The organism is Cuniculiplasma thermophilum (assembly GCF_052315355.1).
Lineage (GTDB): Archaea > Thermoplasmatota > Thermoplasmata > Thermoplasmatales > Thermoplasmataceae > Cuniculiplasma.
Window position 1 is genome coordinate 1 of sequence record NZ_JBLSDF010000010.1, and the last position, 12,534, is coordinate 12,534.

The window sequence follows — 12,534 nt, forward strand, 5'->3', positions numbered from 1 at the left end:
TCATTTATCTGAGAGCAGCAGAGATAAATGACAAATGGTCTATGAGATCATTGAGAGGATATTATAAATGCATTGATGAGATTAAGGAAATGTTCCAAAGGAGGTATCCTTTATAAATACACAACATTTGGGACACTATGACCTTAATAGGATTGAAACTAATAGAATTGATATTTTTCCAATTTTGGTACAATGGTTAAAATTGAACCTTAATAGGATTGAAACATAGTTTGTGCAGTTAAATTTTGCAAGGATATTTTAGGTTAAAATTGAACCTTAATAGGATTGAAACTCATGAAGTCTGAAACCAACTTCCATGAAACCCAACCCGTTAAAATTGAACCTTAATAGGATTGAAACCTATAAAAGCGAATATTTCTGAGACACTGCTTCCCGCGTTAAAATTGAACCTTAATAGGATTGAAACTTTTTAAAAGGTGGGTGGGTTTCGGTTTTTTTTCTGGTTAAAATTGAACCTTAATAGGATTGAAACTCAAAACCGGAGGAAAAGTACAGAGGTACCAATGCGTTAAAATTGAACCTTAATAGGATTGAAACTTCGCTAATAATTTTAATCTAAATATTTTTTCAAATTGTTAAAATTGAACCTTAATAGGATTGAAACGTATTATTTATTATTAATTTTGAAGTATATGTTCCATTTGTTAAAATTGAACCTTAATAGGATTGAAACATTTTTTAAATGCGTCATTAATTGCCGCTGAAATTAGTTAAAATTGAACCTTAATAGGATTGAAACTAGTATGTGTTCGTGGAATTGTGTTTTCCCTTTCCTAGGTTAAAATTGAACCTTAATAGGATTGAAACAGACTGAATGGAGTAGGAGTTGTTACCGCCGCTGTGGGTTAAAATTGAACCTTAATAGGATTGAAACAGATCGGCATATTTCAATCTGTAACTAAAACCAGTCGTTAAAATTGAACCTTAATAGGATTGAAACCTTTGATCCCCTGGATTTCCGTCTTTATGTGGTCCGTTAAAATTGAACCTTAATAGGATTGAAACTTTATGTATCGCTGTAAGAAATGCGGTCATGAGTTGAGTTAAAATTGAACCTTAATAGGATTGAAACGCATTCGTTGATACAGGAATAATTGCCTGCATAATTGGTTAAAATTGAACCTTAATAGGATTGAAACTTTATGAGTATTGTACTTCAGATTTAAGATATTATTGTTAAAATTGAACCTTAATAGGATTGAAACGTTCGAAGTTCGCTCTTAGAATGTAGTCCGAAAAATAGTTAAAATTGAACCTTAATAGGATTGAAACAGAAAGTGTCAATAGAACAGGATGTAGCTGAACTGAGTTAAAATTGAACCTTAATAGGATTGAAACGAGAATGAAGACAGGTAATTGTGAAAATGGAAGACAGTTAAAATTGAACCTTAATAGGATTGAAACATAATATTTCCCATATTATTTGCATTATCAGTCATAGTTAAAATTGAACCTTAATAGGATTGAAACTGATAATAATTTTACTTTAATTAAAAATTTTACATATGTTAAAATTGAACCTTAATAGGATTGAAACTTGCAACAAAACAACTGCCTTCGGCAATTCGTACAACGTTAAAATTGAACCTTAATAGGATTGAAACAAAGTGCCTGTGTAACTTTGAAGCGGAGTGGCTTGGGAGTTAAAATTGAACCTTAATAGGATTGAAACCAATTTCAAGCATTGTCACTTTACACCACCACCATGAGTTAAAATTGAACCTTAATAGGATTGAAACTGATATGGAGAGTGGTTCAAAATGAAAACTTTCTTTCCTGTTAAAATTGAACCTTAATAGGATTGAAACAAGGAAATATGCAAAACATATTTCCCAGATTTGACCAGTTAAAATTGAACCTTAATAGGATTGAAACTAGGACGAAATTCTATTCATGTTATTCTATTGGTGATGAGTTAAAATTGAACCTTAATAGGATTGAAACAATTAGAACCTTCCGATGAATAGATGTGTGCTGTCTGGTTAAAATTGAACCTTAATAGGATTGAAACTAAAAAATTTGGTAATTTTATGAATAGCCATGAACAGTTAAAATTGAACCTTAATAGGATTGAAACTTTTGACTATCAATACACTAGACAAAAGTAGCAGTCTGTTAAAATTGAACCTTAATAGGATTGAAACGCACTGTTGAGAACATATCCTTCACTGTCAACAATGAGTTAAAATTGAACCTTAATAGGATTGAAACGTGAGATAAAATGGTGAAAAAGAGAAAAATATCGGCAGTTAAAATTGAACCTTAATAGGATTGAAACAAAGTTCCATTATCATAACTATTATTACCATATTTAAGTTAAAATTGAACCTTAATAGGATTGAAACAATCATATTTTAAATTATGACTTACTAACATTAATTTGTTAAAATTGAACCTTAATAGGATTGAAACTTTTAATACGATTTGCAGCATAATTTTTGTGTTGAGTTAAAATTGAACCTTAATAGGATTGAAACTTTTAATACGATTTGCAGCATAATTTTTGTGTTGAGTTAAAATTGAACCTTAATAGGATTGAAACTATTGTGCTCCCGGTCATCGCCGCTGCTCTTAGAATTGTTAAAATTGAACCTTAATAGGATTGAAACAGTAAGGCGTGGATGAAGATACTTTATTCCAGGAAGGGTTAAAATTGAACCTTAATAGGATTGAAACTAGGAAGGTGAAAATATGCTCTCCTTAAATTTAACGGGTTAAAATTGAACCTTAATAGGATTGAAACTTGTGTGAATTTTCCACACCTTTCCGGAAGGGGGAGAGTTAAAATTGAACCTTAATAGGATTGAAACCCTGAATGGATTATGGTGGTTCCGGTGGGTGACGAGGTTAAAATTGAACCTTAATAGGATTGAAACCCAGGTGCTGGAGCAGCCCCCTCTTGACTCTCTTCCGTTAAAATTGAACCTTAATAGGATTGAAACGAAAGTGATCTGTGGAACCACGATGTGACCGTTCCTTAGTTAAAATTGAACCTTAATAGGATTGAAACCAGGTCTATTCGTGCTATCCAGGACAGGCACAATACCGTTAAAATTGAACCTTAATAGGATTGAAACAATGGGGCCATTGCATCATATTCTCTGGATTTCTCCTGTTAAAATTGAACCTTAATAGGATTGAAACCTGCTGCATCCAGAACAGCTAACAGAGGGTTTCAATGTTAAAATTGAACCTTAATAGGATTGAAACGTCTTAGACATTTTTTGATATAGCCAGTCCTCAAACTGTTAAAATTGAACCTTAATAGGATTGAAACAATCTCAGCGTCAAGGCAGTCTATGAAGTATATTTCAGTTAAAATTGAACCTTAATAGGATTGAAACACTCTCTGCTCTCTTATTGCCTCCAAAAATCTTTCAGTTAAAATTGAACCTTAATAGGATTGAAACTTTTATTGCTTCTTACTAATATGGACTAATTGAATATGTTAAAATTGAACCTTAATAGGATTGAAACTTAGATACAATTCCGTACATGATAATATTCATGAACAGTTAAAATTGAACCTTAATAGGATTGAAACATTAACGCATTAAGAAAAAAGTTTAATTTGTCATTTAGTTAAAATTGAACCTTAATAGGATTGAAACATCGATTGGACACACAAAACCGGATCGTTTGATATAGTTAAAATTGAACCTTAATAGGATTGAAACGAGCGAGCCGTCAACTTTGAATTTGTAGAACGGCTGAAGTTAAAATTGAACCTTAATAGGATTGAAACGGGAAAGTCCTCCCCAACGGAGACGTAGCAGTTCTGTTAAAATTGAACCTTAATAGGATTGAAACTGCTGCAATATCATCATTGAAGTCAAGTCGAGCAAGAAGTTAAAATTGAACCTTAATAGGATTGAAACGTGTTTGAGACTGTTCCGAATTTTGTGGTTGAATTCCGTTAAAATTGAACCTTAATAGGATTGAAACAGGATTGTCATTATCTCGGTCTTGGCTTCTCCTTTTTGGCGTTAAAATTGAACCTTAATAGGATTGAAACTTATTTCCATTTCCTATATAAAGATAACAACTTGAGTTAAAATTGAACCTTAATAGGATTGAAACTCAGCAGTTCCGGATGAGACATTTTCAGCGAAATCAAGTTAAAATTGAACCTTAATAGGATTGAAACCGCAAAGACCCTTCTCAGATCGGGAGTGGATCTCGAGTTAAAATTGAACCTTAATAGGATTGAAACTCCGATGTTTCGATATAATCCTGACTCATAATTTTACCGTTAAAATTGAACCTTAATAGGATTGAAACTCAAGTTATCTCAGTAAGGGTGTTTCAGACATAAGCGTTAAAATTGAACCTTAATAGGATTGAAACAGGGGAAGAAGAGAAGGAAGAATAAAGTAGCATCCCAGTTAAAATTGAACCTTAATAGGATTGAAACTCCTCGTCACTTCCAGATAAATTAAGAGATACCTTTGTTAAAATTGAACCTTAATAGGATTGAAACATACGATGCTGATCAGGTCAAGAAGCTCTTGTCCTGTTAAAATTGAACCTTAATAGGATTGAAACTTGGAGTAGAGTATCTTGTCTTCTCCCTTGAAGGGTTAAAATTGAACCTTAATAGGATTGAAACAAGTTGGACGGTTAATTAATATCAGTCTGCCGTTTTCGTTAAAATTGAACCTTAATAGGATTGAAACATTCATGGATTGGATTGCGTTTAGGCTTGATATTCCAGTTAAAATTGAACCTTAATAGGATTGAAACAAGTCAAAAAGGGAAAAGGAAAAATTAGCAAAGGAAGTTAAAATTGAACCTTAATAGGATTGAAACGAATAATGTTAAATTAGTTGAAATATAATGCACCGTGTTAAAATTGAACCTTAATAGGATTGAAACAGGATGAGAATAAGCACATAAGGATTGAGACTGACGTTAAAATTGAACCTTAATAGGATTGAAAAGGCCTAAGCATGGATGAGATTGAAAAAATGGATCCAATAAGTTAAAATTGAACCTTAATAGGATCGAGAAACCCTGGAAAATTGATCTTGAGACGTTGAAAAAAGAGGCTTGAGTTAAGCATTAATGTAACTTTATTTAAATGATATTACTAAATTCTTTGGTTAGACCTACTGAAATTCTTTTTACCTGTTTCTGATCTCTTAAAATGAAAATTTGTACTCCATCCTCTTCCTTTTCTATTTTCTTATTTATCTTTTGAAGCAATATGGTTAGATTGGCCTTTGTAATGTAGCCTATAAATACTGAATTTTGTACCCACCTCAGATATTGTCTGCAGATTTTACTTATTTCATTTACTCTCTTTGTATTAATATCATAAGTTAAAATTATCCACATTTCAATCAGAACCTTGAAATATATGGCTTATAAGTACTGTCACCAATTAAATGTTTCTCCAACTTGTATAATTCGAGTCTTATCATCCTTCTCATTGATACATTCCTACCAAGACTTTTTATAAAAACTGTCTCTCTCATCTTTTCATCGAATGCCTCGAGTACCTTTCTTTTTCCGCTTGGAGAAAGATATACACCATTTTCCATGATAAAATCGTTATCATTAATCATCTTTAGGTTTACCAATTTTAATATCACCCTATCGCATATTATTGGTCTGAATATTTCGCTTACATCAAGTGATAAACTTGATCTTCTGTCTGAAGGTTCGTGAAGGTAACTTATGGATGGAGACAGGTGTGTTCTTAAAATTTCTGATGTCACTGTCCCGTAAAGTACTGAATATAAGTAACTCATCATGGCATTTATACTATTTGCGGGTGGTCTTCTACTTCTTCCATTTATCTTGAATTTTTCCGGGAGTTTGCTATCCAAAAGGTTTAGATATTCAATGTGTATGTTTCCCTCCACCCCCATGAGTTCTTCTATTGAAAATGAATTTTCAATTCTGGCCTTTTGAACTTGCAGCTTGCCTGCTTTCAATCTTGAAATCACTTTTCCCATATTTCTTGATGCCCCAATGACAAATTGCTTCGCTAAAAAAAGTCTCTTTGAAAAATCAAGTGAATGTTCAACCTGCTTCTTGAGCACATATCCACTTTCAAGATAATTATCCGGGAATATACTTGAAATATAGAATCCCCTTTCCGAAAACAGTATCACTGGGATTTTCATCTCAGCTAAAAGTGATATAGCGGGTGTTGTGAATGTTACGTTACCAAATATTGCCAGCATATTAATGTCCTCAATAGGCAAATTGAAACTTTCAGTTTCGTTCTTAAGTGTCAATGAACCAGATGATTTTGATAAGGTACCAGATTTAAGCAGATAATATATGTCGCTCATATATCACCCCAACAAAATTCTACATAACTACAACCATGAAAACAGAAATAATTCTTTTCTGCTTTTGGTATTTTAGATTCTTTTAGTTGGTCTATCGTTTTATATTTTTCAATCAGATCTCTTTCATTTTTAATAGGGAAGTCTAAACTTACTATCTTCTTTGAACCCAATAAATGAATTTCTCCATGGCTTACCTCAAAACCTGCATCACTAGCCACTTTCATGTAGTGACTCAACTGGAAAATATCTGCATCAATTACCTTTCTTCCCCTTTTAAACTCATGAATAGTACACTTTCCATCTTTTTCAATTTTAAGATAATCTATTTTATTCCTGCCTATTGTAACTTGTGAGAACCCATACTGCCTTTCTCTATCATTTTCATATTCGCCCAATTTTACAAACTCGGTTCCATCGGTTATAGATATTTCGTGCAATGAAAGCCATGCCCGCCTACGACATATGCTTACATAGCTGACGTCAGTTCCACGATAATTTTCAGGATTGATCATAATCAACCTCCAAAATCAACCTTTCAACTCCAGCACTCACTTTTGTGCATTCGATTACATCATTTATGAATTTCATGAAATTAGTGTTATTCTTACAATCAGTTTCATCTAAGAGCTTTTCAAGATCTTCAATTATTTTCTCGTGAGATTTGAAAGCAATATCGCCATATCTCATCCTCCTCTTTCCAAGTGGAAGATTAGATATACGTACGTAAAAGTCGTAATTTACTTTCTCATTGAAATTTCCAACTACAAAATTATTCCCATCCATGTACAAAATATTTTTGTTTTTTTTGATCCATATTTCATTGTATCTAGTTTTGAGAAATTCGTCATTTAGGTTAAAGGATTCATCCAAAACGTTAACTTCACTTGAAATTTTTGGTATAAAGTCATAAATTGTTTCTTTGTATTTATCCCACCATTCTTTGAGCTCAATAATTTCTCGGAAGCAATTTTTTTTAATTTTTTCCACGCCTTCCTTATTTTCCATTGTTTCACAAACATTTTTTGAACTCCAATAGCCTGCCTTTAGATTGTTTCCAAATGACTTGATAATATTATTTTCAATTATTGATGAGGCAAAAATTGTCAATTTTTCAAGCAAAAGATAAGCATACACCCCAACTCCAAAGGCTCTCGGTATTCTCGCTTTCTTTGTGAAATTTAAGGAGGATATAAAATCTATGAGTTCATCCATATTCTGGATGTCTCTTCCATAATGATAAACACCATTTGGTATACAAAGATAAACTACGCTTTCTTGCTCTATCCCTCTACCAACCCTTCCTATACGCTGAATTAAATTCTCGCTTCCAACTCCTGGTTCGATTATAAAGTTGGAGAAACTGGGATTGATATTTATTCCTTGTTCTATTACATTAGAGCTAACGACTATTCTTAAATTGCTATTGATTTCCTTGGTGGCTTTGTAAAAATGATAATCAGGGTCATAGTAAGCCGCTAATAGACCATACTCTTCATCCCTTAATTCTTTACTCAAAACTTGGCCAACTCTCTCAATGCTTCTTATTGAATCCAAAATCATTGCCCACTTTCCACTTTTTATTATTTCCTTGTTATTCTCTATCAATTCCTCAGCTGATCCATTGAATATATGCAACTTTATTAGCCCCTGAAGAATAGTATTGTTGTTATTTTTTTCATAACTTCTCTTTACATTTATCTGCGTTACACTTTCCTGTCCAAATATATTTTTGCACAATTCTCCAAAATAATCCGGAACCGTTGCACTACTAAACATTATTTTTACTTTCTTGGGTAAAATAACTGCCGCTGCAAGGATTTTATACAGTTGATCTAAAGTATAAATGTGAAACTCGTCAAATATAATTGTGTCTATTTTATATTTCAATATTCTACTAATCATATCATCCTTTGCATTTTGAGTGTAATGATTTGAAAGTATGAAGAAAAAAACTGTGGGGTTTGTTATGATGTAGTCACTTTCTATTACCATTTGTTCGATGGCTTCTGCCTTTGAACAATTAGCATTTTGATCTCTATATACTTTATGAATGTGCTCATCAATTTTCTGTTTATTTAGTAGACAGGCCATATTCCCAATACCATCATTTACTTCTTCACTCAGTAGGTTGTTCGGTAAAACGATCATTATCCTTCCATCCTTTTTAATTTCCCTGAACGCAAAGGTCTTTCCTGCCCCTGTTGGCGCATTTAAAATTACTATCCTGTTATTTGAACTATCAATTGCTTTTTTTAGTTCTAACTGAAATTCCCTATATTGGGAATTAGGATCCTTGTTAATATAAGATGGTTTAATGTTAAATGTTTTAACTGTACCATTCAGCATATATTTCCTCGACCTCATTTACCGAAAACAGACCTGCCAGATAATACTGTAAAAGCAAATTCTCAGTGAATGGAAAATCCTCTCTGGAAATATTCAACCCCATTATTTTCTTAATCGTATAGAGATTCAAAACTGCCCCAAAGTTCTTACTTTGCAATTTAGAAACTTTTATTATTCCTGTTTTACCATTACCTACCCTCATTGCCTCAGGTATTTCCATTCTATTTTTGCTAATTAGGTAGCAGTAGAATAAATTTCCCGGTCTTATGGGTTGTTGAAAGTAGAAATTTTTGTACATTGTACTCCCTTCTTTGGCATTTGGATATTGATTAGTTCCGTTATAGTCAATACCGTGCATGGTGTTTCGGATCATATTCTTCATGAATAAAGTATCAGAACCTTGTTCAAATGCTATCTTCTCGTTTACCGCGACTGTAAACCAGAAGTCAAAATCATTGAGTTCTTCATAAGTTGGCTTGAATTTATCAGGTAGAGGGTATTCAAGCAAACCAAACTGTTTAAGAGCTGCATATTTTAGTGCTAAATCTCCTATAAAAGAAGAGGATCTCATCCCTCCTGCTGCCGCTATATAATAGTAGTTAACAGGAGAGATCGTTTCTATCTTTAAGGGAGTGATTTCCAAAGTAATCACTCCTTGCCTTCGATGTCTGTGAAATTTGTTTGATTTGATTCTAGATCTTCCCCTTTTTTCCCTGTCTTACCCCAAAAATCGCTCCAATCGTTTTCCATTTTCGTTGTGATTAACCTGCATATATTTGAGAGAAGTTGTGTATCCGATCTCATTTTTAAAATTTTTTTAATCACATCTTCGAGTTTTTCTCCCTCCAGAAGATTTTGTCCATATGAATTCTTCATTGCACTGAGAATGTCCATTTCAGGTTCATATTTTTTTGACTCCCATGCCTTTTTCATTACTGTGTAAGAACTAACAGGAGTTTCCATTTTCGAAAAACCGATCCCAACTATCCTGTTACTCATGTTATCACCTAAAATAGCTGTTCTTGCTCCGTATCTTGTGGTGCCAATAATAGCCATTACAACCAGAGTAAACATCTCTACGGAAACATTTTCTAGAGATATGAATCTGATTAATTTTACACCTGGTTTCACATAGGGAGTGTTATAAATAGCATTAGATTTAACTTTTCCTGCATCTTCCTGTAAAATTGCACCACTATCTGAAAGAGAATTATGTAACAGTCTTATCGTTATATCCGATAGAGGCTCATAGCTGTATGCCCAGTCGTAGAATACTCTTGATGCTATCCCAGCAGCCTCTGCAGTCTTTCCTGTACTGGAATCTCCATAGACCAAACTGGCTGGATTTTTCAACAATCCTTTCCTTTCCACCATATTTCTGGAGTAATCCCCTGGTATGACACCATCTAACTTTCTAAGCTCCGAGAGAAGATAGGACCTTTCAGCGCCCCTCCATTTAGAAGCGGGAACAACTAATCTTTCCTCGTCTAAAAAGTTCTCACTTGTCAGTTCTGTGGATTCATTATTTCTATTGATAAAAAAACCAGTTGTTTCGGATATTATTCCAATTTTTATAAATATACCATGATTTTTTTTAAGATCAAGCTCTCCAATTACAGGCAACTTCAAAACCTTTCCAAACTCTTTCATATCATTTTCCATTTTTTCACCTCTTCTCCGTTGTAAGCATATATTCAAATTCAAATGCATTTATTAAATAAGACTTCATCGCGCCAGACGGAATCCTACCAGCAAAGTCGTTCTCAATTAACTCTATAAGGCAATCTGCGAATTCAATTATTTTATTCAGAGGAATGAATTTTTTATCTTCATCCTTGTAATCCCTAGTCACCTTGGTCAATAGAATGCCCCCCACTATATCTTTAAATTCTGAGAGTTTTTTGTTCTGTCCTTCTTTAACCCTAATTCTGGCCGTTTCCAACCCTTCCAATGAATCTCTCATCATCCACGTTCTATCATTTCCACTCATTTTCCAGTTCGCTTTCTCAATTTCTGATGCTATTTTTGCCAATTTTTCAATATTTTTCATTTTTTCATCTCCTTCTTTTTCAACATTATATCCCAGTTTTCTTATGTCCTCTATTTCCTTTGAAAACTGAACTCCAAAACCTTTTCTTCCTCTTTCTTTGACCTCACTGATGTAATTATGTACATAACTGAATATGGACATTGAGTTCTGAATGTAATCCACCATTATTTCTGCCATTTTCTTGAAATCAAACTTATCTAAAGAGCCGTTTACCAATACATTGAAAGCCTGCATTATTTTCTTTACATTTGAAATTTCGTTGCATCTTATTGCGTTCCAAGAGAAAAATGAAACAAGGCTATTTGATATGTCTAATTTAATTGACTCAAGTTGACCCGATAGCAGAGGTGAGTTGGAGTATGATATTCTGACGTGCATTTTAGTATTTTGTGCTATTTCCATGGCTTCGTTTAGAACCTTTAGCATATCCGCGTTCGTTTTTATGGCATTTGTTACAAAGAAAAATGAGTTGTCCACTCTAACTTTTCTATCCATGTTTTCAATGCTCATTCTTAGCTTATCTACAATGAATTTTTCATTGTTTTTGGAGTTTGAGAATTTATCCATAAAGAGGCTCAAATCAAGATAAGGAATAGCTCCTGGGAATTTAAGATAGACAAGGGTATCATCTCCCGATAATCTTGTAATAACATTCCTTCTAATGTTGAACTCTAATATAGAGACATCATCTACCTTTCCATTTGAGATTCTCGATGTTTTTAATCGATTATTAAATCCGTTGGTATTTAATCCATATAGCTTATCGCCCTTCGCTATTTCTGTTGCGTGAAATCCATTCACCATCGACATTTCTGATTTTTCTGGAACCTCCTCGAAATTCCCTGGTCGAAATATTCCAGGAATTATCCTTTCTAAAATCTGCCTGTAATCTACTTCTTTGGACTCTCTGTTCATATCCTCTAAAACCTTATTATGGATTTTCTCCCAATTTACATCTTCCTTTATTAAAATAGGTATTAGCAGAGCTGACTTCTCAACCTCTTTCCCTAATATCTGATCATAATTGCCTTTAAAATTTTCAACGATGGCGTTAATTCTCGTCCTGATCTTATCAATTTCCTCATCCTTTAAGTTCCTATTAAGTTGAATATAGCGGACACTAAAGATTTTTAGCAATTCGCCCTCGTCTGAGTCATCACCACCTAAGAACCTAAAGCCCTCCCTTATGGAGTGACCCCCCTGTTTTTCGTTTACAAACCTTAATTTAATTTCGAATACACTGTTTTTATAATTTGAAATATAGTCACTAAAATTTTCAGCTTGAACTATTTTATCTTCACTGTCTAGCTTAATGTCCTGCAAATGGACACACATTTTTAAGTTACTTTCCCTCTTCATAAAACTTACGAGAGATTGTCTAGTCTGCTCCAAGTACCCTGAGGCAGCGTTATCGACCCTCCTGTCATTCATACTTATCAATTTTTCTGGATGCATTACTTCTGAAATTAGAGATTTAAACTCGTCGACTATCAAATCTTCCATTTCCGCCTTAATTAAAGGAGTTTCACCGGTTACATAGTAAATTGAATCCTCCGTACTCCATAGATAAAATCCGTTCATCTTGTCTCTTATAAGAGAAACCAGAGCCTTCTTGGCTAAACCTTCCATTGCATAGAGGTTGCTCTTTGCGATACCAAAACTCTTTATTTTTTCCTTTTTGACCATGATATATGGACCAAATTTTATATCTCGACTTGAATTGGTTTCATGCTGATTATACATTCCCGATAACACATCCGACATTCTGGAAAAATTCATTTCGAAATCCAGATTAGGGAATACATTTGCGGAATC

The 12,534-nt window shown here is 33.5% G+C and carries 7 protein-coding genes and 1 CRISPR repeat array; all 7 genes read right to left on the reverse strand.

Annotation, left to right across the window (positions count from 1 at the left end; all coding sequences use genetic code 11):
* Window positions 1-195: 195 nt before the first annotated feature.
* A CRISPR array of direct repeats spans window positions 196-5,031; the repeat unit is 30 nt; unit sequence GTTAAAATTGAACCTTAATAGGATTGAAAC.
* 66 nt (window positions 5,032-5,097) lie between these two features.
* Genes cas2 through ACNF42_RS02655 form a run of 7 tightly spaced genes read right to left on the reverse strand, consistent with a single transcriptional unit; the run spans window position 5,098 to window position 12,405 of the window.
* Window positions 5,098-5,358 carry a CRISPR-associated endonuclease Cas2 gene (gene cas2 / locus ACNF42_RS02625; RefSeq protein WP_443338663.1) on the reverse strand — a complete coding sequence of 87 codons (261 nt, stop codon included), beginning with the start codon at window positions 5,356-5,358 and terminating at the stop codon, window positions 5,098-5,100.
* 5 nt (window positions 5,359-5,363) lie between these two features.
* Window positions 5,364-6,323 (reverse strand): type I-B CRISPR-associated endonuclease Cas1b, encoded by a 960-nt coding sequence (gene cas1b, locus ACNF42_RS02630; RefSeq protein WP_443338665.1) that lies wholly within the window; start codon window positions 6,321-6,323, stop codon window positions 5,364-5,366.
* On the reverse strand, window positions 6,320-6,835 hold the full coding sequence (locus ACNF42_RS02635; protein WP_443338667.1) for a Dna2/Cas4 domain-containing protein: 516 nt from the start codon (window positions 6,833-6,835) through the stop codon (window positions 6,320-6,322). Before ACNF42_RS02635 ends, cas1b begins: the two co-directional genes overlap by 4 nt.
* Window positions 6,822-8,669: a type I-D CRISPR-associated helicase Cas3' gene (cas3, locus tag ACNF42_RS02640; RefSeq protein ID WP_443338669.1), complete on the reverse strand. Its 1,848-nt coding sequence runs from the start codon at window positions 8,667-8,669 to the stop codon at window positions 6,822-6,824. The genes ACNF42_RS02635 and cas3 overlap by 14 nt, the downstream gene beginning before the upstream one ends.
* The gene (gene cas5d / locus ACNF42_RS02645; protein ID WP_443338671.1) at window positions 8,650-9,312 is read right to left on the reverse strand and encodes a type I-D CRISPR-associated protein Cas5/Csc1; all 663 of its coding nucleotides are present in this window, start codon (window positions 9,310-9,312) and stop codon (window positions 8,650-8,652) included. The genes cas3 and cas5d overlap by 20 nt, the downstream gene beginning before the upstream one ends.
* A gap of 5 nt (window positions 9,313-9,317) precedes the next feature.
* Window positions 9,318-10,331, reverse strand: a complete 1,014-nt coding sequence (gene cas7d / locus ACNF42_RS02650) for a type I-D CRISPR-associated protein Cas7/Csc2 (protein ID WP_443338673.1) — start codon at window positions 10,329-10,331, stop codon at window positions 9,318-9,320.
* 4 nt (window positions 10,332-10,335) lie between these two features.
* Window positions 10,336-12,405 carry a hypothetical protein gene (locus tag ACNF42_RS02655; protein ID WP_443338675.1) on the reverse strand — a complete coding sequence of 690 codons (2,070 nt, stop codon included), beginning with the start codon at window positions 12,403-12,405 and terminating at the stop codon, window positions 10,336-10,338.
* Window positions 12,406-12,534: the final 129 nt, after the last annotated feature.